Here is a 26,239-nt window from a genome sequence, read left to right as displayed (position 1 = left end):
CGATCGCGAAGGCAGCGAGGCCGAGATAGGCCTCGGTCTTGCCGCCGCCGGTCGGGAAGAACAGCAGATCCACGATCGGCCGGTCGGCATGAACGGGATCAACGAGGCCGTCGAGGTTGAGCAGGATGAAGGCAAGCTGGAACAGGCGCCATGTCGGCGCCTTCTGCTGGTCCAACGGCTTCTTGTTGTTGGCGGCGCTGCGCTGCCGGTTGGCGCGCTCCATCACCCGGTTCATGATGCCGAAGGCCTCGCGGCTGAGCGGATCGCTCTGCAGCCGCGCCAGTCCGGAAGCGATGCGCCCGCGGGCGATCGCAATGTCGTCCAGGCATTTGTTCGCGACCTCGCGACGACGCTTGCCGTCGATGCCGGCGACGAGATCGGCCTGCTCTCTCGCCCAGGCTTCGTAGGCGATCGAAAGGCCAGAGAGAGCCGCCTGCAACGTGCCGGCATCGTCTGCCGCCTTGGCCAGCGCGGCCATCGAACGCTCGACACCGGCAAGGTCGATATCGGCGCCGAGCTTCTCGACCTCCTGCATCGGCAGCGGATTGGTGAACACGGTGGTCACGCGGCGCTCGCCGTCCGGCGCGCTCCAGTCGCCTGACGTGTTGTGGCCGACCGCATAGGAGCAGACGTCGTGGTAATGCAGGTCGGCCAGCCGCTCGTCGGCCTCGTCGGAGTCGTAGGAGGCGCGGTCGTCGCGGCGCTCGAAACCTGCGGCGAAATCGAGCTGCAACCTCGCCTGGAAGCAGAACGCGATGTCACGGAAGCGGATGGTGTGCGGCCGGGCATTGACCAGAAACACCGAAACCGCGAGCAGCTCGCGCTTGACGCCGTCGATATCGGCCGTCTCGATCTCACGCGCTGATACCACGAGCTCGAGCCCGCCGCCGATCGCCATCGGCGCGGCGCTGTCGGGGATGACGATCCGCTGCGGCACATCCTCGCGCCGGATGGTGATCTCCAGGGTTTCCTCGCGCGGAATGCGGCGCCAGTCCAAGGTCTGCCGCGATGGCGCTTTCGGAACATCGCCCCGCGCCTCAGCGATCTCGCGCGCAGCTTCGAGAAACACGGCGTCATCCAGCCGGGGCTCGGTGACATAGTCGCCCCAGCTCACCCGCGCCTGCAGGTGCCTGGCGTCGCGCGGCAGCAGCACGGTGAGCCCGATCGAGGACGGCTGGAACGAGCGCACCGGCGGCGACTCCGGCTGCCCCTCGTCCGGGGCGACGCCCTTGCCTTGCGTCACCTCCGACAGACTCTCGCTGCCGCGCTGGGCGTCAAGCAGATCCTCGGCTGCCTGCTCCGCAGCGATTTCGGCATCGCCGCTCGCCCGCGCCTGAGCCGCGCCGGTGTCGCGCTTGGGCCCGAGAAAGCCGGTCAGATACCAGGTCGCGGGCGCGACTCCGGCGATCACCTCGCGCGCGAGGTCAGGATCAAGATCGGGATGCGGCCCGACCAGATCGCGGCGCAGGAGATCGACCAGCCGCTCGCGCACCGCCACCGGCGTCGTCGGCTTCGGCAGGCCCGCGAGCCGATCCGTCGGCTCCTCCTGTGGCGGCGTCGGCTCCGCTGTGGTCATGCGTCCCCCAAAGTCTCAAGCAACGGTTTGGATCTGCAAGCCTTATCATCCCGGCCGCCGATGGCAATCAGCGGTTTAGCCCGCCTGCGGGCTCAATCGCGATCGAACAGCGGGCCGGAATCTTCGTCTTCCATCCCGCCCGCGCCGTCATCCTTCTCCCTTGCAGCTGGCGCTCGACCCGCCGCCACCTCCTCCCTATGCTGCTCGGCGTTCAGCGCCAGCAGTCGCGCCAGCACGCGGTCGCGCTGATCCGCAGACCAGAAGTAGCGGCCCTGATAGGTGTGGTCGTCCTCGGTCTTCTCAGTCAGGAAGACGGGCCGCAATTCGGCGGCCAGATCGTCCCAGCCATAGGCGCGCAAGACGGCGCAGTCCATTTCGTCATGCAACTCTCGTAGGCGTACGATCGGTTCGCTCCGCTCATCAGCTTTGTGGAAGCGATTGTAGGTCTTGGTCATGCCCTCATTCGCCGCAACCATCAGAGCCGCGCGGTGATCGTGGTAAGCCCGACCGGTGTCTTCGAGGGTGGCATCGTTTTCGAAATTAGTCGGAAAAGGAAACGTCTCAAAGCAGTCAGAGGGTGCGTACCGCAAGTCGTCCTTCATCGAGGACGAGAAAAAGCGGGTCCAGACCTCGTGCACCCGAGATTGAAGGACAGCGAAGGGAGCGAGACCAAAAAAAGAAAACACGGCCAACGTCTTCGCAAAGACATGATCATTCACGACCCTGGCGAACGCGAGATGAGGCGTAGCACTCCTACCGACACAAAATACTGAATGCAGATGCTTGGTAGCGAGCTTAAGGTTCTTACTTTGCCTGCGATATTGCCACCACTTACCTTTTGCCTTCGTCCGCCTTGGGATCAAGCAATCCAGCACGTTTGGCCAATCTTGAGCCACGCGCCCCTCATACTCTGGACTCACCACTTCTCCGGAAACTACTTTCGCGCCCTGCTGAAAGCCTGAATTCCATTCTTCTCTTGTAGATCGTCGGAGCGGCAAGTCGCCAAACGTAATGGCATAGCGATAAGCGGAATGCGTTGGGCTGTCGTTTATTTCATCTGCCCCCAGATACCCTTTGATCACTTCCTGATTCCAGGTGTCTTGTAGCAATCGTTCTGCAACTGCCATCGGCTGGGCACCTGCCTTATCAGAAAACAAAAACAGATCAGAGCCCGGCTCTTCTCCCGCGAATGCGATGTTCAGATTCGTTGCCAGAGCGGGAGGAATTTCCTCGATTTCGTTTGGTCTCAAGAATGATGAAATCTTTGACACATTCCGACCATCTAAATTCGAGCTGACTGGCAGCGCAGCACCCCGCAACACGTGAACAATTGAAACGACGACTGAGGCCCCCTCGTTTGGCCATTGGTAGCGCTTTGTCGCTCGATAAATATGGCCCCCTCTATTCAAAATCGCTGCCAGGCCTGTTGCACGCGTGTCGCCTTGGCCAATCGTGTTAGTTGCGATCAGACCAAAGGCGCCACCCTCGCACAGCAGCGAGAAGGCCCGGCGGAAAAAATGCGCTACGAGGTCGGCATTGCCGTGCGCCCCCTCATGCAAGATTTGTAGCCAAGGCAGATATTCTGGCCCAGAAGCCGCGGCGATCGTGTTCTTTCCGGCGAACGGTGGGTTCCCAACGACTGCATCGAACCCGGGGCAGTCTCGGACAAAAACTTCGGGGAATTCGATCTCCCAGTGGAACGGCCGCCACCCTTGTTCACACCAGCAGGCATCTCCCTTGCCTCGTAGCAGACTCCATTTTGCAGGTTGCGACGCGACCCAGCTTTCGACCGTCTGGCGCTCCTGCTCGCGGGCTTTGGCCTTGTCAGCCGAGAAGTGTGCGGCGATGACTGCGTCGCCCACGACGCGCGCAGGCTCGCTCGCATCTACGACTCGCAAATAGCGTGCCGCCTGCGCTGTGATCAGCACGCCATCATCCGCATTGCGGATCGCCTCACGCCCTTCCAGCGCACGTCCTACCGCCTTCTCGATCATCTCTCGGAACAGCGGCAGGCCCGGCTTGGACGGATCCCAATGCACGGCCTGGATCTGCGCCCGCGTCAGCCCGACCAGACTGTCGCCCGCCTTGAGCGCGTGATCCAGAAACGTGAACTCGTGATCCCGGGCGAGCGTGGCCAGCCACAGCGACAGCCGGGCGAGATCGACCGCCATCGGATTGCGGTCGACACCGTAGAGGCATTTCTGCGCCACCAGGCGCCGCGCATGCAATGCCTCGTCCTCATCCGGCGGGATCTTCGGCTTCTCGGCACCGTACATGTTCCAGGCCTGCTCCAGCCGGGCACCGATCTGCCGACAGGCTTCGACCAGGAAGGCGCCGGAGCCGCAGGCGGGATCACATACCTTCAGCGACAGCACCGCTTCCGGCGAGGCGTCAGGGCCGAGCCGCGTGAAGGCCGGCTCCAGCGCGTGGCGGACGATCGGCTCGGTGAGGGAGCGCGGCGTGTAGTGCGAGCCGGAGCGGCGGCGTTCCTCGGTCGGCTGCAGATAGGGCGCCCCCTCGCCGATCGGGGCTGCCTTGGGCGAGGCGCGCTCATCGACCAGCGCGCCGAACGCCTCGATCAGCGCGGCGATATCGTGCGCGTCCTTCACGCCCTTGGCCTGCTTGGCCGAGAGCTTGATGCCGAGCTCCTTCAGCCATTTCTGCCGGTCGCCCGGCTTCTCGGCCAGCAATGTGTCGAGCCCGATGAAGTTCGGCAGCTTCTTCTCATCGCGCAGCGCGATCATGCGCTCGGTTGCGGGGCACGTCGTAAACCCCATCACGGTCTCGTAGACCGAGCCGATCGATTCGACATCGAGCGAGCGATAGGACAGCCGCTCGCGGATCCGCTCGCCCGACAGGCCCCTGCCCTCGATGGTCATCAGGCCGTGGAGGATGCGCAGGATGGTGCCGTCGGAGACCGGCAGGATCGCCGCCTCGCTAGGGGCGCTGCCGCGGACGCGGCCTTCGAGAAACGGAAAGGCGTCGGGATCGAACAGCTTGCCGCCGCGCCCCGTCACCCAATGCGGGTGGCCGCCATGGATCAGCCTGAAGACCGCAAGCCACTGTCCCCAGCCGCCGCGGCGCTCGTCCATCGTGTCCGGGTTGAGCGCCTCGTCGACCAGCAGGCGCGCATACAGCGTCTTGATCGAATAGCCGGTGTCCCAGAGCCGCTTCAGCTGTGGATCGGTCGACGACGGCAGCAGGTCGCGATCCTCCGCATAGAGCAGGAACACGAGCCGCATCAAGAGCGTGAGCAGGCCCTCATAGAGATGGTGCGGATCGCTGGACGCGAGCGCCTCGATTCTCTCGGGTGCGGCGCGATGCAGGCCGCGCAACAGCTCATAGAGCGCGCCGAGCACCTGGCCGGAGAGTTTTTCGGAGACGGCGTTCTGCGCCTCGCGCGAGGCCTCCAGCAGCTTGCGCAGCCGATGCTCCGGCGCGCCGGTGAAGAAGGCGTTGCGGCCGAGGCAGAGCTTCAGGCCCGCCAGCATCGGCCGGCCCTCGACGCGGCCGAGCGCGGCCAGCGGCCAGGTGAGCCAGCCCGCGGTTTCGCCGCGCGGCGCATAGATCAGCCGCAGCGCATTGCGTGTGATGAGAATGCCGACGCCGACATTGCTCTCGCGCAACAGCCGCTCCAGCCGCTGATGCGGGGATGCATGCCATTCGCCCGGGGCGAACTGATTAGGGCGCTCAGCTTCGAGATCTGAATGCAGCATAACCAGCGCCTGCGCCGGAATGCCCTCGGGCGCCGCGCCGTTCCACAGCAGCGCGTAGCCTGGTGACAGCAGGGTCTCGTGCTCCGGGACCGTCACGGTCAGCGCCGGATCGACAGCGGGGCCGCCCGGGCTGCCGGCGACGAGCTTCGCCGGCCAGTCGAGCACCTGCTCGAAGAAGCCCCACGCATCGTGCAGCTCGAACAGCCGGTCCTGCTCGCGCGGCGCCTCGGAATCGAGATGTAGCGCGCGCGCCGCCGTCTCGGTGTCGAGCGGGGTCTGGCGGATCGGGGTGACGCCGGTCTCGCGCAGTACGTTGGCGCCGACGACCAGGCCTTCGGGCTGCAGATAGTTCAGCCACTCCGAGGTTTCGTCCTGTTGGGAATGAAAGGTCATGGTTATGCTCAGTTCGTCGCCGGCCAGAGATAGACGAGGCCGACCGGCTCCAGCCGGCGCGCCTGCACCTCATAGCCCTGGCGGACTTTCTCAGGTTCGCTGTCCAGCTCCTGCTGCAGCCGCAGCAGCTTGCCGTCCCAGGAGCGGCGGTCGGCCTCGAACTGGCGCAGCTCGCGCTCATGCTGCTTGCGGATGTCGTCGTCGCTCGGGCCGAACAGATCCATCTGCGCGGGCGCTTGCGGCAATGTCTTCGTGTGCATGGCCTCGCGCACGCGGTCGATCTGGCGTTGCAGCAGCGCCGCCAGCGCCTCGGCCTCGCGCCGGCCGTTTTCGACGAGATCAGCGACGGCTGATTGTTCGGAGGCCTCGGCGCGCGCCTCGATATGGGGACGGAGGTCGGCGATGTCGCGTTCGACCATCTGGCCCAGACGATCGAGCACGCCGGTCGCGGGCGAGACGCCGCGGCGCAGCGCTTCATCGAGCTGCTGGATGGTGGTGACCTCGCCGGTCTCGGCAAAGGGCACCAGCGGGCTGTCGTCGCGGCGTGTGTCGCGCCAGGCGGCCGTGACCGGAATGATCTCCTCATGCAGGCGGCGGGCGCCCGGGCCGAACAGACAGAGCCGGCCGAGCAGCACCACGCGCGGCTGCGCGCCGGAGGAGACGATCGCGGTGACCCGCCCGAGGCGGGTCTGAAAACCCTGGCTGACGAAGCGCGACAGCAGCCGCTTGACGAGACGATGTTCGAGATGGAGCTGGACCACGTCCTGCGGCTCCGGCTCGCCCTCTTTGACGAGCGGCGGCGCGAAGACGAGGCCGCGCACCGGCGTGTCGCGCCGCCAGCGCGCGCGGTCCTTCTGTGTCGCCGGGCGGCCCGGCCGCAGCTCGTCGAACAGCGAGGCCCAGCTCGGGTCCTTGGCAAAGTGCGGGGTGTCCGGATCGAGCAGCACGGCCTCGGGCACGCTGAAGCGGCCCGGCTGCAGCGCCGCGCCATCATCCTTGAGCGCGACCTCGATGACGTGGCGGATGTCGGCGCCGTCGACGCCGACGCGCTTCCTGGCGTTTTCGAGCGCGCGCTGCAGGCGCTCCTCCTCCAGCTTCAGGCGGGCTACGCGGCGGTCGGCGTCGTCATCCAGCTCGCGCGCGGCAATGCCTGTGCGCTCCGACGTGGCGCCGCTGATGCTGTCGGCGAGCTTCGCCGCATCGCCGCGGCGGATGCCCTGGCGGTTGAGCGTGGTCTCGATGGTCTGGCGCAGAACCTCGCCGGAGGCGCCGAGCTGCTGGCGGATCACCTCGGTCTTGCGCACCAGCGCATCCAGCACGCGATCCTCCTCGCGCTGGGTGTAGACGAAGTAGCGGCAGGTGACGGTCTTCGACGGCTGCAACTTGCGGTCGATGCGACCGTTGCGCTGTTCGAGGCGCGACGGATTCCAGGGCAGATCGACATGGATGAGATCGTGACAGCGGGCCTGCAGATTGAGGCCCTCGCGCGCGGCATCGGTGCAGACGAGGATGCGCACCGGCTCCTTGTCGAACGGGGCATTGAAGGCGATCTTGATGCGGTCGCGCTCGGCGAGGCTGGTCTGGCCGGTGAAGTTGAGGATGCGGCCGTCGAGATCGACGCGGCCGAGGCTGCGCTGCAACAGGCCTTCCTTGAGCCGCTCGACCAACCAGCGGCGGGTGTCCTCCCATTCGGTGAACAGGATCAGCCGGCGGTCCTGCCAGGCATAGCTGTCGTCGAGCATATGCTCTTCAATCCAGTCGAGCATCGCCGCGACACGGGCATCGGGCTCGTCGCGCGCGGCGGCGCTGATGGCCAGCATGCGGTCGACATGGGCGATGGCGGCGTTGAGATCGCCGAGCTCGCTGCGGGCGTGATGGGTTGCGACCTCGATGTCCTCGTTGTCCTCGATCAGCTCGGGCGTGGTCTCGCTTGTGGTCTCGGGCGTGTCGGAGGCAAGCTCCTCGCTCTTCCGGGCGAGGCTGCGCCGATGCGTCGTCAGCGTGCGGTGGAACGCTGCGATCGAGGAGAATAGACGCTGCTGCAGATTGGCGAACAGGAAGCGCGCCCTGCTGCCACCGGTCGACGACTGGCTGTACTCGTCGAGCATGAGGGCGAGCCGCAGCTCGGGCGCATCCGCGGCCAAGCCGGAGATGGCGATGGGCTCGACGATGCGCGCGGGAAAGGCGTGGCCGAGCCGGCGCAGATCCTCCTTGAGCCGGCGCACCATGACCGGCTCCAGATCCCTGGCCTCGACCGCGATGCCGCGGGTGAAACGCTGCGGATCGAGGATCTCCAGCAGGGTCGCGAACGAATTGGAATGGCCGTTGTGCGGCGTCGCCGACAGGAACAGGCGATGCTCGAACAGCGCGGCGATGTCGCGCACCGCCTTGGTCATCTGGCTCTCGACCGCCCAGGCGGCGCCCGATGACGGCGCGGCGTGGTGCGCCTCGTCGAGGATGAACATCGAGCCCGCGCGGAACGGCGCCAGCAGCTCGCGCAGCCCGCTGGTATAGGTCTCGTCGGAGAGCACGCTGTGCGAGACGATGAAGCGCGACCCGACGCTCCAGGGATTGGCCGAGAAGCCCCTCGTGCGCCGCGTCTCCAGGAGATGCTCGCGGTCCACGATCGTGAAATCGAGGCCGAACTTCTGCGCCAGCTCATCCTGCCATTGCAGCAGCATCGATGCGGGGGCTGCGACCAGGATGGTGTCGACGCGGCGCCGCAGCAGGAGCTCGCGCACGATCAGTCCGGCCTCGACTGTCTTGCCGAGGCCGACATCGTCGCCGATCAAGAGATTGACGCGCGGCAGCTCCAGCGCCTTGGCGAGCGGCAACAGCTGGTAGGATTCCAGCCGGATGCCGGCGCGGAACGGCGCCTGGAACAGCTTGCGGTCGGCGGCGGTGGCCGTCCGCCATTCCGTCGAGCGCAAGTAAGCGCCGAGCCGCTGCGGGCCCTCAAAGCCGCTGGTGAGCAGCGGCGACCAGTCGTTGGGATCGAGGATCTCCGGCCGCAGCTCCGCCGCATAGGCCAGCTCGATCGCCTCGCCCTGCGAATCATCCTCGCATGAGATGAGGGTGACAACGTCGACGGTCCCCCTCCTCTCGGCGCCTTCCACAATCCAGCTCTTGCCGCGGACTTTGAGGAAGCTTCCTACTTGCGGGAAGGAGAATCGTGAGGTCGGTATCGCGCCATCCTTCACTACAGCCCCCAAGAGTTTCTGCCCGGCGAACCGATATCTACCAGAATCCAACCCGTATCTTATTGGACCAATTGACAAGAAAGAAAAGCCGACTCATCGTGCTACTGCGAAACAATAGAGAGCTACGCCGAAACGGTCTTCGAGCGGGTTAACCGGCGGGCTGGAATCCGCCATCGCAGAACCAATCACATTCGCACCAGGCTCTGTAGGCGGCAGTTCGCCAACCATTCGGGCGAGCCGCCGCACAACTTTCCGCCCGCCGACGCAGCTCCCGCCGGACCCCATTTACCGGATCAGCGGCCCTCAACGTCGTGAGTTGATGTCGGATGTTGATGAGCTCTTCCGCCGCCTCCGACGCAAATAGCGAGGCGAGGCCAAGGGCTCGGAAATGATGTAAAACCCTGGCCGACAGAACGGCATCCCATGCGGCGGGCGCCACGACCTTGAATTTTACTGCCGTAGGCCGACGCTCGATCACCTGCGCTTTGAGCCAAACATCGTCGCCCAGGTTATCGTAGTATGGATGAAGCCCAACCTCCTCGGCCCTGGTCGGGACTGCAACCAGCTTAGCCTTGTTGCAGTCGGAGCAGGCTGGAACTAGGTTTAACGGAGCGACCGCAAGCGCCGGAAAACGAGCCTTGGGCAAGTGATGGTCGAGCGTTGTGACGGACCTTTGCGTACATAGCGGACACCGTCCTTGCGGCGATGCCGAAAAAATCTCGTCATAGATGTCCCTGCCGGGTGCTCCCGTCTTCGCCATGCGCTGCGTGTAGACCTTCTCCATCTCCTCGACAGTGACGTCAGGAGCGACCACTTCGTGCGTCTTGATTTGGTGAATCCTGCCGCGCTGTGCCGCTCGATCAAACTCGCGCGATGCGTTAACGACCGCCTGCGTCGCCGCACTAAGGCGAGCCGCCAAGCCTGCGTTTCGAACGCGGCTGATGCAAGTAGTGAAAGTTGACCGCGCCGAATGAGTAGGTCGCTCAAGCGGCCACATCAAACGTCCTCGTCTTCTTGGCCGTCACGAGCCGCCAGCAAACCTTGAACGATGGCCCTCGCCTCGTCTCCGAGCTCGTCGTTGAACAGACGAACGATGCGGTCGTAGTTTGGACGTTCAGCAACCGCGTCCCGTAGCATCTTATGAAATCCAGACTGGGTGACCTCAAGACCAAACACTTCCCGAGTGAGTAAGCCAACGTTCTCCCCGAACGTTTGCACCTCAGGTCTTTCAGCGACCGACCGAATACCCGTCCGCCTGATTTTCCAGACGCAGCTCTGTGGTACCTCTTGCAACACCACTGGCGAGTGGGTTGCGACAACTGCAACGCCGTTCCTGTTGATAAGGAGGTCCGAGAGAGCCCGAACGAACGCGGAGAGCAGTGGCGGATGGAGATGCGCTTCGGGTTCGTCCAGCAGAACGAGAGTTTTCTCCTCGACTGTCTCCACGAGGCGCGTGACGGTGAGAAGCACGATCTTGTGCCCGGAGCTCAACTTCTTGAACAGCCGGCGGGCCTCCACCTTTATCTCTTCGGCCTGCACCCCCGAGCGCGCGAGGCTGGAGACATCCGTATCTTTAAAGATTGGATCAGCTTGCAGCATCTCAAGAGCACGTCGCCAGCGGCCGGCCTTAGCTCCTTGACGACAAATCAGCACACTGTTGCCGAAGTCAGTTGAAAGTGCGTCTGGGCTCTTAGGCGGTCTCGGCTTGCCATCCTTGCCAGGACCCACGTGCTTAAGCCCGATATAAGCATACTGCACTCCTTCAGACTTGTTCTGACGGGTCGGCAATGGCTCAAACGGGTCGAACGCGCTGAAGGTGACGGAGACTAAGCTCGTGAACAGCCGGTCGTTGAACCCGTCTACCTGCGCGGTGAATGCTCCGACCGCGTCCGCCTCGGTCTGCTCGTCTACGATCGCTCGTGCCATGTCGTTAAGCAGGGTCGTTTTGCCCACGCCATTACGCCCGATCAGGACATGCACGTTCGTTGGAGGGAATGACTCGGGCGTGACCTTAAAGCTGAGCGTGAGTGGGTTACTGCGCCTTGTGTGCTGCCGCGCGGTGTAGCTGAACTCGTAGTCCGTCAATCGAACGCCGCCCAAAGCCATACGATGAAACTGCCCGGTGACGGTTGATCGAGCCACAGATCTCAGGAGCGAAGTCCCGGTAACATCTTCGTTTACCGCGCGCTCGAAAAGGTCATTGTCCAAGGCCAAGTCCCGTAGCCCGCGAAGTACTCGATCCCGCGTTGGTCCTCCAAGCCGATTCAGGTAATCGTAGTAGCTGTCGTCCTGCCCCAGTGAAAAGAAGCGCTCATCCAAAGAGTTAAATGTTTCTGGCATGTCCGGCCTTCGCTGGCCGTCCGCCATTGCAAATTGCCCGATCTTAACGCCTCCCACCGAATGTCTTTCTCCGTCTTCATCAAAGATCACAAGAGAATAAAGCGTTGAGTATTTGAACCAGTCGTCCCAATTGTCCATGAGCAGATAAGCTTTGGATGCTGCCTCGGACGGCGTGCGCGTGCCGCTAGGAAGAACTTCGAAGTAAGCCATCTACCTCAGTCCATTCGCGGGCGAGTCAACGCTAAGCCGCTTCATTGTACCGATACGCAGTCGCAGCTCGTGAGCATAACGCCATGAACACCAAGTATTCTGGACGTTGCCAGTTGCGTCCGCCGGGACCGGTTCGGCCGGCGCCCTCGAAAGTCCGCTCGTGAGACGTAGCGAGGACTGTTCAGGGGTTGCAGCCCAAGTAGGGTAAAAGCAACGGTTACCAGGAAGGTATCGAGCGCGGCAACGGGGCCACCGCCGGATAGCAGAGTGGCGTTCGCTGTTTGAGAAGCTGTGACCATGGTTCCAATATGGCCATAAGAGGCTTGATACGTCGTGGCGACTCGGTGGCGATTCTCATAAATGAAAAGGCCGCCCCTCTCGGAGCGGCCTTCAAATTAACGCTGATTACTCAGCATCTTAACTTGGTTGCGGGGATAGGATTTGAACCTATGACCTTCAGGTTATGAGCCTGACGAGCTACCGGGCTGCTCCACCCCGCGTTAACTTGTGCGTCACCTTCAGAGAAGCACGGGGCGGTCCTGGCAGACGCCTGAGGCGCTGCCGATCCATCCCAAAGGCTTCCTGAGAAGGCTTGAGCCCGCCGGCCGGGTCGGCCATCGGGTGCGGGCGGTATGTACCAATGCGAGGCCGGTTTGGAAAGGGCTTTCCGCAAGTTTTTTTGCCGGATTGTGACACCGCCCGCTACGAGCCTCGTTGCTCGAATTACATCGATAATCCAATCTCTTATGAGATCGGCCTGTTTGCCCGCCAGCATGAGGCGCACGGCCCAGGCTGGGAACAACGACAAAGTTCCTCGAAGGGCGGCGGCAGGGATCGACGAACCACACACCCGCCAAACGGCTTGGCTCTACGCTATCGCCAGGCGGCGCAAAACCGATGCCGTGCTTGCCAAGGGTTCCGCAACGCGGCAGCTTTACGCCAACCAGAATGACGGCCCTGCACGCGGCCGCGGTACACGCGAGGAGACGTCCATGGACCAGTCCCTGAAGAGCCCAGCCCTCTCGGCGCTCGACGACGCGTTCCAGGCGCAGGTCGAGGCCTCCCGCAATGCGCCTCCACCCGCCCTCGCGGCGCGGCTCGACGGCCTGAAGCGGCTGCGAGCGATGCTGTCGGACAACGAGAAGCGCCTGGAGCAGGCGATCTCGGCCGATTTCGGCCACCGCTGCGCCGTCGAGACCACGATTGCCGAAACGCTGTTCCTGCAGGCCGAGATCAGGCACACGCTCAAGGTGCTGCCGCGCTGGATGGCGCCGCGGCGCATCGCCACCGCGCTGCAGTTCTGGCCGGCGCGCAACCGCCTGATTCCGCAGCCGCTCGGCGTGGTCGGCATCATCGCGCCGTGGAACTACCCGTTGCAGCTGACGCTGGCGCCGGCAATCGGCGCGCTCGCCGCCGGCAACCGGGTCATGATCAAGCCGAGCGAGCTGACGCCGCACTTCTCGGCGCTGCTCAAGGAGCTGATCGCGGCGAATTTCGACCCGGCCCAGCTCACCGTCACCGGCATCAACAACGGCATCGCGGAGGCCTTTGCGGCGCTGCCGTTCGATCATCTCGTCTTCACCGGCTCGACCCGCGTCGGCCGCATCGTCGCTGAGGCCGCCGGGCGCAACTTGACCCCGGTGACGCTCGAGCTCGGCGGCAAGTCACCGACCATCGTCGACGTCTCCGCCAACATCGACGAAGCCGCGGAGCGGATCGCCTATGCCAAGCTGCTCAACGCCGGCCAGACCTGCATCGCGCCGGACTACGTGTTCGTGCCCGAACAGCACGCGGACGCATTCGCGGGCAAGCTGCACCGGCAGATGCTGCAGATGTTCGGCACCAACCCGGCCAATGCCGACTACACGTCGATCATCTCCGAGCGGCACTATGCCCGGCTGGAAGGATTGCTGCGCGACGCGATCGCGCGCGGCGCCAAGACGCTGAGCACGACCAGTCCGGAAGATCCGGCCTGGAAGAAGCTGCGGAAATTTCCACCGACCGTCGTGGTCGGTGCAACCCCGGACATGGCGATCATGCAGGAGGAGATCTTCGGTCCCCTGCTGCCCATCATGACCTATCGCCAGTCCGACGAGGTGATCCGCCACATCAACGCCCACGACCGGCCGCTCGCGCTGTACTGGTTCGGCACTGACGCTGCGGCCCGTGATACGGTGCTGGCGCGCACCGTCTCCGGCGGCGTCACCATCAACGACTGCCTGCTGCATTTTGCGCAGATGAACCAGCCGATGGGCGGCGTCGGCGCCTCCGGCACCGGCCACTATCACGGCGAATGGGGCTTCAACAGCTTCAGCAAGCTGAAGCCGGTATTCTACCGCTCTCCCTTCAACCGCATGAAGGACCTCTATCCTCCCTACGGCGCCAGCATCGCCCGAATCGAAAAGCTGCTGCGATTCCTGTCCTAGCCACACCAATCGTCATTCCGGGGCGCGCAAAGTGCGAACCCGGCCCCCGAGATGATGGGGTGCAAGCCTAACCCAATGGTTTCGCCAGCTGTGCGCGGCGCCGCCCTTGGAATGACATTCAAACAACAAGCAAGACAACATCAGGGAGAGATGCGTGACGGACGAGGTCGATTTCATCGTCGTGGGCGGCGGCAGCGGCGGCGCAACGGTTGCTGGCCGCTTGTCGGAAGATCCGGCGACATCCGTGGCGCTGCTCGACGCCGGGGGACGCAACGACAACTGGATCGTGACCACGCCCTACATGCTGTTCCTGATGGTCGCGGGGCCCGTCAACAACTGGTCCTTCACCACGGTGCCGCAGAAGGGCCTCGACGGGCGCAGCGGCTATCAGCCGCGCGGCCGCGGGCTCGGCGGCTCCTCGGCGATCAACGCCATGGTCTACATCCGCGGCCACCGCGCCGACTACGATCATTGGGCTTCCCTCGGCAACACCGGATGGTCGTATGACGACGTGCTGCCCTACTTCAAGCGCTCCGAGAACAATGCCGAGTTCGACGGCGAGTATCATGGCCGATCGGGACCGCTGCCCGTCAACCGGCTGCGGACCGACAATCCTGTGCACGAGATTTTCCTCCAGGCCGCGCGCGAAGCGCAGTTTCCGATCCGCGACGACTTCAATGCCGAGACGCAGGAAGGGCTCGGGCTCTATCAAGTCACGCAAGCCAATGGCGAGCGCTGGAGCGCGGCACGGGCCTACATCCAGCCGCATCTCGGCAACCGCAGCAACCTGCGAGTCGAGACCTCGGCGCATGCCTCGATGATCCTGTTCGAGGGCAAGCGCGCGGTCGGCGTGAAGTATCGCCAGGGCAAGGAGGTCAAGGAGATCCGCTGCCGGCGCGAAGTGATCCTCGCCTCCGGCGCGTTCCAGACCCCGCAATTGCTGATGCTGTCAGGCATCGGCGACGCAACTGCACTGGCGCGGCTCGGCATCGCCAGCGTCCACCATCTGCCGGGTGTCGGACAGAACCTGCAGGATCATCCGGATTTCATCTTCGCCTACACCTCCGACAACCCCAACTTCTCTTCCCTGTCGCCGAAAGGCCTGCGTCGGCTGCTGGCGGGCATCGGCCAATATCGCCGCGAGCGCCGCGGCGTCCTGACCTCGAACTTCGCCGAATGCGGCGGCTTCCTGAAGACGCGGCCTGATCTCGACATCCCCGACATCCAGCTGCATTTCGGCATGGCCGTCACCGACGATCACGGCCGCAAGCGCCATGGCAACGGCTTCTCCTGCCATTTCTGTCTGCTGCGACCGAAGAGCCGCGGCACGGTCGGTTTGAGGAATGCCGATCCGCTCGCCGCGCCGCTGATCGATCCCAGCTTCCTGGGCGAGGCCGACGATCTCGAGACCATGGTGGCCGGCTACAAGACGACGCAGCGGCTGATGCAGACGCCGGCGATGCGCAGCCTCGGCAAGCGCGACCTGTTCACGTCGGACGTCAGGACCGACGACGACATTCGCGCCGTCCTGCGCGCCCGCGTCGATACGGTCTACCATCCTGTCGGCACCTGCAAGATGGGCGTCGACGATCGACTCGCCGTGGTCGATCCCAAGTTGAAGGTGCATGGTCTCTCCGGCCTGCGCGTGGTCGACGCCTCGATCATGCCGACCCTGATCGGCGGCAACACCAATGCGCCAACCATCATGATCAGCGAGAAGGCCGCCGACATGATCAGGAGCGAGCTGAAAGGCTGAGTCCGCTTGCCATCGAGGGATATCAACCTGCGGATCAGCAGAGCCTCACGTCAGTAGGAAGCCGCCGTCCACCGTGACGACGCTGCCGGTCATGTAGCGCGAGGCGCTGGACGCCAGCAGCAGGATTGCGCCGTCGAGATCGCTCTCATGGCCGACGCGCCGCTGCGGAATGCGCTTGATCAGCTTCTCGCCCGCAGGCGTCTCCCAGACGTCGTGATTGATGTCGGTGTCGATATAGCCGGGCGCCAGTGCGTTGACGCGGATGCCGCTCGCCGCAAGCTCCAGCGCCAGCGCCTTGGTCGCCTGCACCACGCCGGCCTTGGAGATCGCATAAGGCGAGATGAACTTGACGACGCTGAAGCCGAGCACCGAGGCAATGTTGATGATGTTGCCGCCGGCCTTGCGCGCCGTCATGCGCCGCGCCGCTTCGGTTGCGGCGAAATACGCGCCCTTCAGATTGGCGCCGATCACGGCGTCCCAATCCGCCTCGCTCTGCTCGACCGCGAGCTTCTCTACCGCGATGCCGGCGTTGTTGATCAGCACCGTGACGGGCCCGAGCGCGGCCTCGGCGGCATCCATGCCCCTGGCGATCGACGCCGTGCTCGTCACGTCCATCTCGACCGCGGCGGCGCGACCACCCCTCGCCCTGATCTCCTCCTCCAACGCCTTGAGCTTGCCGGTCTGGCGCGCCGCGAGCGCAACGGCGGCGCCATGCGCCGATAGAACCCGCGCGAACTGCCGGCCGAGTCCCTGGCTCGCGCCGGTGATCAGGATCACCTCGCGGCTGACATCGAACAGGTCGGACATGGTCCCTCCCACAGTTTCCTCATTTGTTGCAGCGCATTGATACAGACGATTTGAAGCAGCGCAAACCGGAATCGTTTACCGGGCCCGGCCTACAACCGCGGCGGAGCAACCATGAACGCTTTCGACCTCGCCGCTTGTGCAGCACTGATGGTTTCCGTCTACAGCGGCTTCTCGACCGGGCTGTTGCGCAGCGCCATCACGATTCTGGCCTACCTGCTCGCGATGCCGCTGGCGATGGGCGCTGTCGCGGCGATGAGCCCGCAACTGCGCGACGTGCACGGGACTCCGCTGGCACAGAACTGGCTGCAGTTCTTCGCCGCCTTCGTCGTCATCGGCATGGCGCTGGGCAAGATCGGCCGCATCCTGCTCGACGAGGCGATCGGTTCCGAAGCCGGCTTCGGCGACCGGCTCGGCGGCGCTCTGCTGGGCGCAGTGCGCACCGGCATGGTCGCGACCACGCTGGTTCTGGTGTTCGACAGGATCGTTCCACCCGAGCGTCAGCCGCGCTTCCTCGAGGGCTCACGCCTGCGTCCGGTGCTCTCGCTCGCAGGCGCAAACGGCTTCCGCTCGCTGCCTCCGGAGGTCGCAAGCCTGATCGATCGGCTGAAGCAGGAACGGCGCATCTGATCGACCTGGCGACGCCGCCTCTCCCCTCCCTGGCGAGCCATGCAATTCGGCACAGGCCGGCTGCTCTTATCAGCGGCAATGCGGTTGGCTAGAATGCGCGCATCTTCCTTCCAGCCTCACTGACATATCGGAGTGATCAATCGTGGATCTCGGGATCAAGGGCCGCCGCGCCATCGTCTGCGCCTCCAGCAAGGGTTTGGGCCGCGCCTGCGCCATCGCGCTCGCCAATGAGGGCGTGCATGTCACGATCACGGCGCGCGGCGCCGAGGTGCTGGCAAAGACCGCAGCCGAGATCCGCGCTGCCAATCCTGGCGTCACCGTGACGGAAGTGGCGGGCGACATCACCACGCCTGAGGGCCGCGCCGCCGTGCTGAAGGCCTGCCCGGATCCGGACATCCTGATCAACAATGCCGGCGGCCCGCCGCCCGGCGATTTTCGCAACTGGACCCGCGACGACTGGATCAAGGCGCTCGACGCCAACATGCTGACGCCGATCGAGCTGATCAAGGCGACCGTCGACGGCATGATGGCGCGCAAATTCGGCCGCATCGTCAACATCACCTCGGCCGCGGTGAAGGCGCCGATCGACATCCTCGGCCTCTCCAACGGCGCCCGCGCCGGCCTCACCGGCTTCGTCGCCGGCCTGTCGCGCAAGACCGTGATCAACAACGTCACCATCAACGCGCTGCTGCCGGGGCCGTTCGAGACCGACCGCCTGCTCTCGACGGCAAAGGGCGAAGCCGAGAAGCGCGGTGTCACGCCGGAGCAGATCCTCGCCGACCGCGCCAAGACGAACCCTGCAGGTCGCTTCGGCGATCCCGAGGAATTTGGACTCGCCTGCGCCTTCCTGTGCGGCGCCAAGGCCGGCTACATCACCGGCCAGAACATCCTGCTCGACGGCGGCGCCTTCCCAGGCACGCTGTAAGACAGACTTCCTTGGGCGGTCTGGCGCGGAAACCTGCTACGCCAACCCCGCGGGCTTTCACCTCGCCCCGCTTGCGGGGAGAGGTCGGATTGCATCGCAAGATGCAATCCGGGTGAGGGGGGCTCTCCCGCGAACGCGGGTGTCTGTGGAGAATTCTCCTCACCCAACCCTCTCCCCGCAAGCGGGGCGAGGGAGCGCAGTGCCGGCGCAACAGGAATTCGAATCCAACTAATAAAGCTGTGAGTTCTGTTTGCCATCCGCGCTATGAATACAGCGACTCTACCTTTCCGAACGACCTACCGCTTCGTGGTCTCGTCCTCGTCGCGCTGGCTCGGGCTCGACGAATCCGCCGTGGTGCGGCCTTCCGTCCAGTCGATGCCGAAGGCGTCGAGACCTTCCGCAAGCAGATCGCCCAGCATCGGCTCGCCCAGCAGATAGCGCGCGGTGTGGCGGTCGCGCTGGCCGGCGGCCTCGCGGCGCAGATCGTCCCACTCGTCGATATCGCCGTCGCCGCGGCCGAGCCGCATCAAGGCGACGAGATCGGTCTGCTCGTCCTCGGTCATCGCGTTGATGAAACCGGTGATCTCGCGCACCACAGGATCATCGCCGCTATCCTGGAGCACGTCGACCATGTCGTCATCGACGGCATTCGAGCCGGATTCCTCATCGGTCGCCTGCTCCTTGACGTCGAACTCGCGCGCCTTTTCGATCAGGAAGGCGACCTTCTCGGGCGATATCGTCAGCTCTGGCATGGCGTTCTCCTCATGGACGGAATGCAGCAACGCTTGTTCCGGGCAGTTGATCCATTGCGCCGGAATAAGCCACGCGGCATCGTGACCGGCATCAAGAATACGACGAGGAAGCGCGCATGTCTTGGACGATCGGCCGGGTCAGGATCACCAAATTCGTCGAGCTGGAGACTGTCGGCGGCACCCGCTTCATCCTGCCGCAGGCAACGCCCGAGGCGATCCGCGAGCTGTCCTGGCTCGCGCCCGATTTTGCGACCGATGAAGGCCGGCTGAAGATGTCGATCCACACCCTGGTGCTGGAAACACCGACGATGCGGATCGTGGTCGACACCGGGCTCGGCAACGACAAGCAGGGCCGCAGCGTGCCAATGTGGAACAACCGCGCGACGCCGTTCCTGGAGACGATGAGCGCTGCTGGCCTCCCGCCTGAGAGCATCGACATGGTGATCTGCACCCACCTCCATGTCGACCATGTCGGATGGAATACGCGGCTGATCGACGGCCGCTGGGTCCCGACCTTTGCCAATGCGCGCTACGTCTTCGGCCGCAGCGAATATGAGCATTGGCGCAATCACGGCGAGGCCGCCGACGAGACCGCGACCTTCGCCGATTCCGTGCAGCCGATCGTTGCGGCCGGACGTGCGGAGCTGGTCGGAAGCGAGGCTGTGATCACCGACGAGATCACGCTGATCCCGACGCCGGGCCACAGCCCCGGTCATGTCAGCCTGCACATCCGCTCGGATGGCGCGCAGGCCCTGCTCACCGGGGACGTCGCCCATCATCCCTGCCAGATGGCGCATCTCGATTGGAGCTCGACGGTCGATTCCGATCCGGCGCAGGCGATCGTGACCCGGCGGACGCTGTTCTCGCGTTTTGCCGACACTGAGACGCTGGTGATCGGCGGCCATTTCCATGCCGGCCATATCCGGCGGGACGGCGCCGCTTTCCGCTTCGAGGCATTACAGGGCAGCGGCGACGCATAGCCCGCGAGGTTGAATTTCCTCCCGCCATGCTCCATGACAGGGCTCTGGAATACCAGGGAATTGAGGGAGAGAAACCAATGAAGCTTGTTCGCTACGGCGAGAAGGGCGCGGAAAAGCCGGGCCTGATCGACGCATCCGGCCAGTTGCGCGACCTGTCGGCGCATGTGAAGGACCTCGACGGCGCCGCCTATGCGCCGGAGTCCCTGAAGAAGCTCGCCGCGCTCGATCCGGCCTCCCTGCCCGCCGTCGCCGGCAAGCCGCGGCTCGGCGCCCCCGTCACCGGCATCTCGAAATTCGTGGCGATCGGTCTCAATTACTCCGACCATGCCAAGGAGACCGGCAACCCGATTCCGGCCGAGCCGATCTTCTTCCTCAAGGCCAACACCGCGCTGTGCGGCCCCTATGATCAGGTCGAGAAGCCGCGTGGCTCGACCAAGCTCGACTGGGAGGTCGAGATCGCCGCCATCATCGGCACCCGCGCCAAATACGTCTCTGAGGCGGAGGCGCTGAACCACATCGCCGGCTACACGATCTGCAACGACGTCTCCGAGCGCAACTTCCAGATCGAGCGGCTTGGCCAGTGGACCAAGGGCAAGTCGCACGACACGTTCGGCCCGGTCGGCCCGTGGCTCGTCACCAAGGACGAGATTCCAGACGTGCAGAACCTGTCGATGTGGCTCGACGTCAACGGCCAGCGCCGCCAGACCGGCACCACCGCGACGATGATCTTCTCGATGGCGAAGTGCATCTCCTACGTCTCGCAGTTCATGACCCTGCTGCCCGGCGACATCGTCACCACGGGCACGCCTCCGGGTGTCGGCATGGGCATGAAGCCGCCGACCTTCCTCAATGTCGGAGACGTCGTCACGCTCGGCATCGAGCGCCTCGGCGAGCAGCGCCAGGAGATCGTTGAGGCGTAAGGCGCGATATCGACTTGTGAGTCATTCCGGGATGGCGCGTAGCGCCAGACCCGGAATCTCGAGATTCCGGGTTCGATGCTTCGCATCGCCCCGGAATGACCAGCCAGAGGACACTACCGATGAAACTCACCTTCTCGCCCGCCTCGCCGTTCGCCCGCAAGGTGCGCATCGCCGCCATCGAGCTCGGGCTGATCGACAAGATCGAATTCATGGCCGCAGCGGTGACGCCGGGCCAGGCCAATGAGGAGTATTCGAAGATCACGCCGCTGAAGAAGCTGCCGGTGCTGATCCTCGACAACGGCGACGTGATCCTGGATTCCTATGTGATCGTCGAGTATCTCGACGAGCTCGCCGGCGGCAACAAGCTCATTCCGGCATCGGGTCCCTCGCGCTGGAAGGTGAAGAGCGAGCATTCGATGCTGCAGGGCATGCTCGATTCGATGCTGTTGTGCCGCTACGAGGCGATGGTGCGCCCGGAGGGCCTGCGCTGGCAGGCGTGGTCCGACGACCACTGGAACAGAGCCTGGATGGGCATGGCGCGCTTCAATGCGCAGCCCGACTTGATGACGCGCCCGTTCGACATCGTCTCGATCGGACTCGTCTGCGTGCTCGGCTATGCCGATTTCCGGTTTGCGGATTGCGGCTGGCGCAAGGCGTTTCCAACGCTCGACGCGTTCCACAACAAGATGCTGGAGCGGGAATCGGTGAAGGTCTCGGTGCCGCCGGCGGCTTGATCGCCGAACAGGAGCTGACGTGACGCTGACATTCTCGGTTGCAGACACGACCATTCATCGCATCATCGAGCAGGAAACCACGTTCCTGCCGGCGCGCGAGATGTTTCCGGAGCTGACGTCGGAGATGCTGGCAGCGGAACGCAGCGCGCTGCAGGCGGCCGGTGCCCTCGATGCGCAGGACACGCTGATCCTGTGCTTTCAGTCCTACGTGGTGAGGACGCCTCACCACACCATCCTGATCGACAGCTGCATCGGCAACGACAAGCCGCGCGCGCGGCGGGTCTGGAACATGAAGACCGACGACACCTACATCCGGGCGCTTGCGACTGCGGGCGTGTCGGTCGACGACATCGACGTCGTGATGTGCACGCATCTGCACACCGATCATGTCGGCTGGAACACGCGGCTCGACAACGGCCGCTGGGTGCCGACCTTTCCGAATGCGCGCTACGTCTTCGCGCAGCGCGAATATGATTACTGGGTGGCGCAGAACGCCAAGACCGAGGTGCCTCCATTCGCCGACAGCGTGCTGCCGGTGGTCGAGGCCAAGCGCGCCGACATCGTGAAGGATGGATTCGCGATCGGCGATCACGTCCGTCTGCTGCCGACGCCGGGGCACACGCCCGGCCATGTCGCGGTCGCCGTCGGCAAGGGCAAGGACGACGCGGTGTTCTCCGGCGACCTGATGCACTCGCCGCTGCAGCTTGGGCTTCCCGAGCTGTCACCGAAATTCGACGTCGATCCGGCGCAGGCCGCAGCGACGCGGCGCACCTTTCTCGATCGCTATTGCGACACGGCGACGCTGTGCTGCACGGCCCATTTTCCCTCGCCCTCGGTCGGGCGTATCAGGCGCAAGGGCAACGGCTTCGCCTGCGAGACCGTGTAACGCTCGCAGATCTCAGTCGACGATGAACAGCTTGGCGCCTTTCGGCGTAAAGGACCGATGGGCAGCGTCGCCGAAGTCGGAGACCTGATAGCTCATGCCCGCCGACAGAGTGAACCTGCGGCCGTCCTTGAGCTCGCTCTCGAGCTCGCCTTCCAGCACCAGCAGGATGTGGCCGCGATCGCACCAATGATCGGCAAGATAGCCCGGCGTGTACTCGACCTGCCGCACCCGGATGTCGCCGATCATCAGCGTCCGCCAATAGGCCGTGCCCTGCTCTCCCGGATGCTCGGTCACGGGAACGGCCGACCAGTCGGTCACGGTGAAGGGAAGGGTCGGAATTTTCATCGGCGCGCTCAGCTCGGAGATGGGTTGGCGGGGTCGAGACCGCGCCACCGCATAGAGCGAACCGCGCCGGAGATCAAACCCGCCTTCCAGTAGCGTTCTGCCGTCAATCGAACAGGCTGGGCGTATGGTTCACCGCGGCGCCCTCGATCGCCAGCATCCTCAGCTTGGTGTCGACGCCACCATTGGCGGAGAAGCCGCCCGGCTTGTTGCCGGCCGCGAGCACGCGATGGCATGGCACCACGATGGGACACGGGTTGCGGCCCAGCGCCTGACCGACCTCGCGCGACAACTCGACGCCGCCGAGCTGTTTGGCGATGTCGCCATAGGTCAGGGTCCGGCCCGGCGGGATCCGGCGCGCGATGTCGTAGACGCCGCGCTGGAATGCGCTGACGCCGTCGAGATCGAGAGCCACGTCGGTGAGATCATCCGGCTCTCCGGCCAGTAGCGCCTTGACGCGGGTGATGACGCGCTGCACATGCGCCGGCGGCTCATCCTCGGCGATGCCCGGGTGGCGCTGCTGCATCCGGGTCCGGGTCTGCGCGACGCCGCCCATCGGCAGTTGCACCGCGTTGATTCCGCGCGGTCCCCAGGCGATCGCGCAAGTGCCGATCGCGGTCTCGAAAAGTGCGTAGAAGTGGTCAGACATGGTGGGCTCCATCGTCGATCTGCCCCGTATCATCTGCCAGTCAAAATAGGCTTGGAGAATGTTGCGATCCACCCGGATTCTGCCAATGTCGACAGCGGAAGCACCGTGACGCCCATCGGCAGGCCGAGAGGATGGGAGCACGACGCAGAGGCAGCCCGGCGCAAAGAGCGGGCGCCCCGTCCGAGGAAGCCAAGGCGAGGGAGAAGGACATGAAGCTGACCCCGGAGCAGATTGCATTCTTCAACCGCGAGGGCTGGCTGTTCCTGCCCGAGCTGTTCAGCCCGGAGGAGACCGCGTTCCTCGCCCACGAGGCGGAGGCGATCTACGCCGCCAACAGGCCCGAGGTCTGGCGCGAAAGGAGCGGCGCGCCGCGCACGGCGTTTGCCGCCCATCTCTACAACGACGCCTTCCGCGTGCTCGCGGCGCATCCGCGCATGATCGAGCCGATCGAGCAGATCTTCGGCGAGAAGGTCTACATGCATCAGTTCAAGATCAACGCCAAATCGGCCTTCACCGGCGATGTCTGGCAATGGCACCAGGACTACGGCACCTGGAAGCGCGACGACGGCATGCCGGAGCCGCGCGCGATGAACATCGCGATCTTCCTCGACGAGGTCATGCCGATCAACGGCCCCTTGATGCTGGTGCCGCGCAGCCAGCATGCCGGCGACCTCGAGGCGTCGCATGATCTCGCGACCACCTCCTATCCATTGTGGACCTTGGACGAGGCGACGGTGACGCGGCTGGTCGCAGAAGGCGGCATCGTCGCGCCAACCGGAAAGCCGGGCGGCATGCTGATGTTCCACGGCAATCTTGTGCACGGCTCCGCCGGCAACATCACACCCTATCCGCGCAAGATCGTGTACCTCACGCTCAACGCCGTCTCGAACCATATCCGCACGCCCACGCGGCCCGACTACATCGCGCATCGCGACTTCACGCCGATTGTGACGCTGCCGGACGATGCGCTGCTACAACTGGCGCGGGCGCATCGCGAAGCGGCGGAGTAGAGCACAGCACTCGCCACGAAAAATGTCGTCATGCCCGGGCTTGACCCGGCCATCCATCAATCAGGACGACGGCCCCCGTTGGAGATGGATGGCCGGGTCAAGCCCGGCCATGACGGGGAAACTGATAGCCGCCCTACCGCGCCTCCAAGAAACACTGGAATTCTCCAATGAACCTCCACGCCCTCCTCCAAGCGCGCAATGCCTCCGGCAAGCCCGTCCGCGTGGCACTGATCGGCGCCGGCAAATTCGGCTCGATGTTTCTGGCGCAGGTACCGCATGTCGCGGGCCTCGAGGTCCCCGTCATCATCGACCTCGATCCCGAGCGCGCCCGCGACGCGTGCCGGACGGTCGGCTGGAGCGCCGAGCTGATCGCGCGCACGAATTTCAGCCCCGATGGTTCGAAGGCGACGGGTGACGGCGTTGACGTCGTTGTCGAAGCGACCGGCAATCCTGCTGCCGGCATCCGCCATGCGCGCGCCGCGATCAAGGCTGGCAAGCACATCGTGATGGTCAATGTCGAGGCCGACGTGCTGGCCGGGCCGCTTCTTGCGGAAGAGGCGCGCAAGGCGGGCGTGGTCTATTCGCTGGCCTATGGCGACCAGCCGGCGCTGACAGCCGAACTCGTCGACTGGGCACGCGCGACCGGCTTCCACGTGGTCGCGGCCGGCAAGGGCACGAAATATCTGCCGGCCTATCACGACGTGACGCCGGACGGCGTCTGGCAGCATTACGGGCTGACGGCGGGCGAAGCACAGTCTGCCGGCATGAACCCGCAGATGTTCAATTCCTTCCTCGACGGCACCAAGTCGGCCATCGAGATGGCCGCGATCGCCAACGCGACCGGGCTCGACGTGCCCACGGACGGACTGCTGTTTCCACCCTGCGGTGTCGATGATCTGCCCCATGTCCTGCGCCCGCGCGACCGCGGCGGCGTGCTGGAACGATCGGGCATGGTCGAAGTGGTGTCATCGCTGGAACGCGACGGACGGCCGGTGTTTCGCGATCTGCGCTGGGGCGTCTATGTCGTGCTGGAGGCGCCGAACGACTACGCAGCCGACTGCTTCCGCCAATACGGCCTGAAGACGGACGCCAGCGGCCGCTATGCGGCGATGTACAAGCCCTATCACCTGATCGGGTTGGAGCTGAACGTCTCGGTGCTGTCGGCGGCGCTGCGGCGCGAGCCGACCGGACAGCCGCTCGGTTTCCGCGGCGACGTCGTCGCCGTCGCCAAGAAGGACCTGCGCGCCGGCGAGATGCTCGATGGTGAGGGCGGCTACACGGTCTGGGGCAAGGTGATTCCGGCGCGTACAAGCCTCCAGCTTGGGGCGCTGCCGATCGGATTGGCGCATCGCGTGAAGCTCACCGACGACGTTGCTCATGGTGCAGTCGTGCGGTGGGGCGACGTCGACGTGGACAACATGGACAGCGATATCGTCGCGACCCGCAAAGGGATGGAAATGGCGTTCGCGCGCTGATTCACTCCCGAGCCTCACCCCTCCCGCGGTCAATAAAAAGCCCCGACCGACGGCCGGGGCTCTGAGATCACGTGACGTCTGGGGCTCAGTTGTCATCCTCGCCGAAGGCAGCTGCGAGCTTGTCGTAATATTTGACGACGAGATCGATGTTGCCCTTGTTCTCGACCTCCGGCGGCTTCGCCTTCAGCGCCGCGTTCAGATCGTTGAGGACCTGCTTCTTGTCGTCGGGCTTCATCTTGTTATCGGCCTGGACCTGATCGATCTGCTGTTTGATGACGGCTTCGGGACCGACGTACTTTTTCGTCTTCGGATCGATGCCGCCCATCACCAGGCTGATGTTGTCGACGACGATGTTGAAATCGTCATAGCTGGCGAAACCGTATTTCTTGGCGACGCCATCGAGCTGCGTCACCACCTTCTGGTCCGGTGGCGCGTTCTCGGGAAGCTTATCGGTGACGGCATCCATGTCCTTCTGCGACGCCAGCACGTTTTCGATCTGCTTGTCGGTCAGCGCG

Annotated in this window: 19 protein-coding genes, 1 tRNA gene and 1 pseudogene (1 of these 21 running past the window's edge); 10 read left to right on the top strand and 11 right to left on the bottom strand. The window is 64.5% G+C overall.

The features are described 5' to 3' along the window. The 6 genes and pseudogenes from QX121_RS16235 to QX121_RS16210 form a co-directional block, all read right to left on the bottom strand. Window positions 1-1,576, bottom strand: a pseudogene (locus QX121_RS16235) (hypothetical protein); the annotation flags it as partial. A 92-nt stretch (window positions 1,577-1,668) separates the two neighbouring features. After that, entirely contained in the window at window positions 1,669-5,685 is a 4,017-nt protein-coding gene (locus QX121_RS16230; protein WP_315812467.1) for an Eco57I restriction-modification methylase domain-containing protein, read from the bottom strand. Between the two features lie 8 nt (window positions 5,686-5,693). Then, window positions 5,694-8,885, bottom strand: coding sequence for a DISARM system SNF2-like helicase DrmD (drmD, locus tag QX121_RS16225; protein WP_315812474.1), 3,192 nt, complete (start codon window positions 8,883-8,885; stop codon window positions 5,694-5,696). Window positions 8,886-9,033: 148 nt separating this feature from the next. Beyond that, complete coding sequence (locus QX121_RS16220) at window positions 9,034-9,804, bottom strand: hypothetical protein (RefSeq protein WP_315812466.1); 771 nt, start codon at window positions 9,802-9,804, stop codon at window positions 9,034-9,036. Between the two features lie 77 nt (window positions 9,805-9,881). Beyond that, on the bottom strand, window positions 9,882-11,435 hold the full coding sequence (locus QX121_RS16215; protein ID WP_315812465.1) for an AAA family ATPase: 1,554 nt from the start codon (window positions 11,433-11,435) through the stop codon (window positions 9,882-9,884). 423 nt (window positions 11,436-11,858) lie between these two features. Beyond that, a tRNA-Met gene (locus tag QX121_RS16210) sits at window positions 11,859-11,935 on the bottom strand. A gap of 492 nt (window positions 11,936-12,427) precedes the next feature. Between QX121_RS16210 and QX121_RS16205 the strand changes: the two genes are divergently transcribed. Beyond that, a complete protein-coding gene (locus tag QX121_RS16205) occupies window positions 12,428-13,861 on the top strand; it encodes a coniferyl aldehyde dehydrogenase (RefSeq protein ID WP_315812464.1) in 1,434 nt (477 codons plus the stop codon). A 154-nt stretch (window positions 13,862-14,015) separates the two neighbouring features. Further along, window positions 14,016-15,617 carry a GMC family oxidoreductase gene (locus QX121_RS16200; protein ID WP_315812463.1) on the top strand — a complete coding sequence of 534 codons (1,602 nt, stop codon included), beginning with the start codon at window positions 14,016-14,018 and terminating at the stop codon, window positions 15,615-15,617. 45 nt (window positions 15,618-15,662) lie between these two features. On the opposite strand, the gene QX121_RS16195 is transcribed toward QX121_RS16200, so the two are convergent. Beyond that, window positions 15,663-16,424, bottom strand: coding sequence for an SDR family oxidoreductase (locus QX121_RS16195; protein WP_315812462.1), 762 nt, complete (start codon window positions 16,422-16,424; stop codon window positions 15,663-15,665). A gap of 111 nt (window positions 16,425-16,535) precedes the next feature. Between QX121_RS16195 and QX121_RS16190 the strand changes: the two genes are divergently transcribed. Next, the gene (locus QX121_RS16190) at window positions 16,536-17,051 is read left to right on the top strand and encodes a CvpA family protein (RefSeq protein ID WP_315812461.1); all 516 of its coding nucleotides are present in this window, start codon (window positions 16,536-16,538) and stop codon (window positions 17,049-17,051) included. A gap of 142 nt (window positions 17,052-17,193) precedes the next feature. Beyond that, window positions 17,194-17,976, top strand: coding sequence for an SDR family oxidoreductase (locus QX121_RS16185; RefSeq protein WP_315753786.1), 783 nt, complete (start codon window positions 17,194-17,196; stop codon window positions 17,974-17,976). 296 nt (window positions 17,977-18,272) lie between these two features. On the opposite strand, the gene QX121_RS16180 is transcribed toward QX121_RS16185, so the two are convergent. Further along, window positions 18,273-18,728, bottom strand: coding sequence for a DUF3775 domain-containing protein (locus QX121_RS16180; protein WP_315736261.1), 456 nt, complete (start codon window positions 18,726-18,728; stop codon window positions 18,273-18,275). A gap of 116 nt (window positions 18,729-18,844) precedes the next feature. Here QX121_RS16180 and QX121_RS16175 point away from each other — a divergent pair, with 116 nt between their 5' ends. From QX121_RS16175 to QX121_RS16160, 4 genes are all read left to right on the top strand, one after another. Further along, window positions 18,845-19,708, top strand: coding sequence for an MBL fold metallo-hydrolase (locus QX121_RS16175; RefSeq protein WP_315812460.1), 864 nt, complete (start codon window positions 18,845-18,847; stop codon window positions 19,706-19,708). Between the two features lie 77 nt (window positions 19,709-19,785). After that, window positions 19,786-20,628: a fumarylacetoacetate hydrolase family protein gene (locus QX121_RS16170; RefSeq protein ID WP_315812459.1), complete on the top strand. Its 843-nt coding sequence runs from the start codon at window positions 19,786-19,788 to the stop codon at window positions 20,626-20,628. 119 nt (window positions 20,629-20,747) lie between these two features. After that, entirely contained in the window at window positions 20,748-21,362 is a 615-nt protein-coding gene (locus tag QX121_RS16165; RefSeq protein ID WP_315736259.1) for a glutathione S-transferase family protein, read from the top strand. A gap of 19 nt (window positions 21,363-21,381) precedes the next feature. Further along, window positions 21,382-22,248 (top strand): MBL fold metallo-hydrolase, encoded by an 867-nt coding sequence (locus QX121_RS16160; protein ID WP_315812458.1) that lies wholly within the window; start codon window positions 21,382-21,384, stop codon window positions 22,246-22,248. A 12-nt stretch (window positions 22,249-22,260) separates the two neighbouring features. Here the strand turns inward: QX121_RS16160 and QX121_RS16155 are convergent, their stop codons facing one another. Together QX121_RS16155 and QX121_RS16150 are read right to left on the bottom strand one after the other, a co-directional pair. Then, complete coding sequence (locus QX121_RS16155; RefSeq protein WP_315736257.1) at window positions 22,261-22,593, bottom strand: DHCW motif cupin fold protein; 333 nt, start codon at window positions 22,591-22,593, stop codon at window positions 22,261-22,263. 103 nt (window positions 22,594-22,696) lie between these two features. Next, entirely contained in the window at window positions 22,697-23,239 is a 543-nt protein-coding gene (locus QX121_RS16150) for a methylated-DNA--[protein]-cysteine S-methyltransferase (protein WP_315755982.1), read from the bottom strand. Window positions 23,240-23,448: 209 nt separating this feature from the next. On the opposite strand from QX121_RS16150, the gene QX121_RS16145 reads away from it, so the two are divergent. Beyond that, complete coding sequence (locus tag QX121_RS16145) at window positions 23,449-24,249, top strand: phytanoyl-CoA dioxygenase family protein (RefSeq protein ID WP_315736255.1); 801 nt, start codon at window positions 23,449-23,451, stop codon at window positions 24,247-24,249. A gap of 167 nt (window positions 24,250-24,416) precedes the next feature. Continuing rightward, window positions 24,417-25,724, top strand: coding sequence for an NAD(P)H-dependent oxidoreductase (locus QX121_RS16140; protein ID WP_315812457.1), 1,308 nt, complete (start codon window positions 24,417-24,419; stop codon window positions 25,722-25,724). A gap of 85 nt (window positions 25,725-25,809) precedes the next feature. Here the strand turns inward: QX121_RS16140 and QX121_RS16135 are convergent, their stop codons facing one another. Beyond that, a protein-coding gene (locus QX121_RS16135; RefSeq protein ID WP_315736253.1) for a hypothetical protein crosses the window boundary here: on the bottom strand, window positions 25,810-26,239 show its 3' portion. The gene runs 164 nt beyond the window's last position; the window shows 430 of its 594 coding nt (coding positions 165-594); its start codon lies beyond the right edge, outside the window — the gene reads right to left on this strand; its stop codon occupies window positions 25,810-25,812.

Source organism: Bradyrhizobium sp. SZCCHNR2028 (assembly GCF_032380995.1).
Classification (GTDB): Bacteria; Pseudomonadota; Alphaproteobacteria; order Rhizobiales; family Xanthobacteraceae; genus Bradyrhizobium.
This window is presented reverse-complemented; position numbering and strand designations above follow the sequence as displayed.

What these genes read in the sequence shown, in the direction of transcription:
- QX121_RS16215 (WP_315812465.1), bottom strand. Translation starts at nt 11,435, where the DNA reads ATGGCTTACTTCGAAGTTCTTCCTAGCGGCACGCGCACGCCGTCCGAG.
- QX121_RS16175 (WP_315812460.1), top strand. Translation starts at nt 18,845, where the DNA reads ATGTCTTGGACGATCGGCCGGGTCAGGATCACCAAATTCGTCGAGCTG.
- QX121_RS16155 (WP_315736257.1), bottom strand. Translation starts at nt 22,593, where the DNA reads ATGAAAATTCCGACCCTTCCCTTCACCGTGACCGACTGGTCGGCCGTT.
- QX121_RS16150 (WP_315755982.1), bottom strand. Translation starts at nt 23,239, where the DNA reads ATGTCTGACCACTTCTACGCACTTTTCGAGACCGCGATCGGCACTTGC.
- QX121_RS16180 (WP_315736261.1), bottom strand. Translation starts at nt 18,728, where the DNA reads ATGCCAGAGCTGACGATATCGCCCGAGAAGGTCGCCTTCCTGATCGAA.
- QX121_RS16205 (WP_315812464.1), top strand. Translation starts at nt 12,428, where the DNA reads ATGGACCAGTCCCTGAAGAGCCCAGCCCTCTCGGCGCTCGACGACGCG.
- QX121_RS16190 (WP_315812461.1), top strand. Translation starts at nt 16,536, where the DNA reads ATGAACGCTTTCGACCTCGCCGCTTGTGCAGCACTGATGGTTTCCGTC.
- QX121_RS16170 (WP_315812459.1), top strand. Translation starts at nt 19,786, where the DNA reads ATGAAGCTTGTTCGCTACGGCGAGAAGGGCGCGGAAAAGCCGGGCCTG.
- QX121_RS16145 (WP_315736255.1), top strand. Translation starts at nt 23,449, where the DNA reads ATGAAGCTGACCCCGGAGCAGATTGCATTCTTCAACCGCGAGGGCTGG.
- QX121_RS16230 (WP_315812467.1), bottom strand. Translation starts at nt 5,685, where the DNA reads ATGACCTTTCATTCCCAACAGGACGAAACCTCGGAGTGGCTGAACTAT.
- QX121_RS16195 (WP_315812462.1), bottom strand. Translation starts at nt 16,424, where the DNA reads ATGTCCGACCTGTTCGATGTCAGCCGCGAGGTGATCCTGATCACCGGC.
- QX121_RS16165 (WP_315736259.1), top strand. Translation starts at nt 20,748, where the DNA reads ATGAAACTCACCTTCTCGCCCGCCTCGCCGTTCGCCCGCAAGGTGCGC.
- QX121_RS16140 (WP_315812457.1), top strand. Translation starts at nt 24,417, where the DNA reads ATGAACCTCCACGCCCTCCTCCAAGCGCGCAATGCCTCCGGCAAGCCC.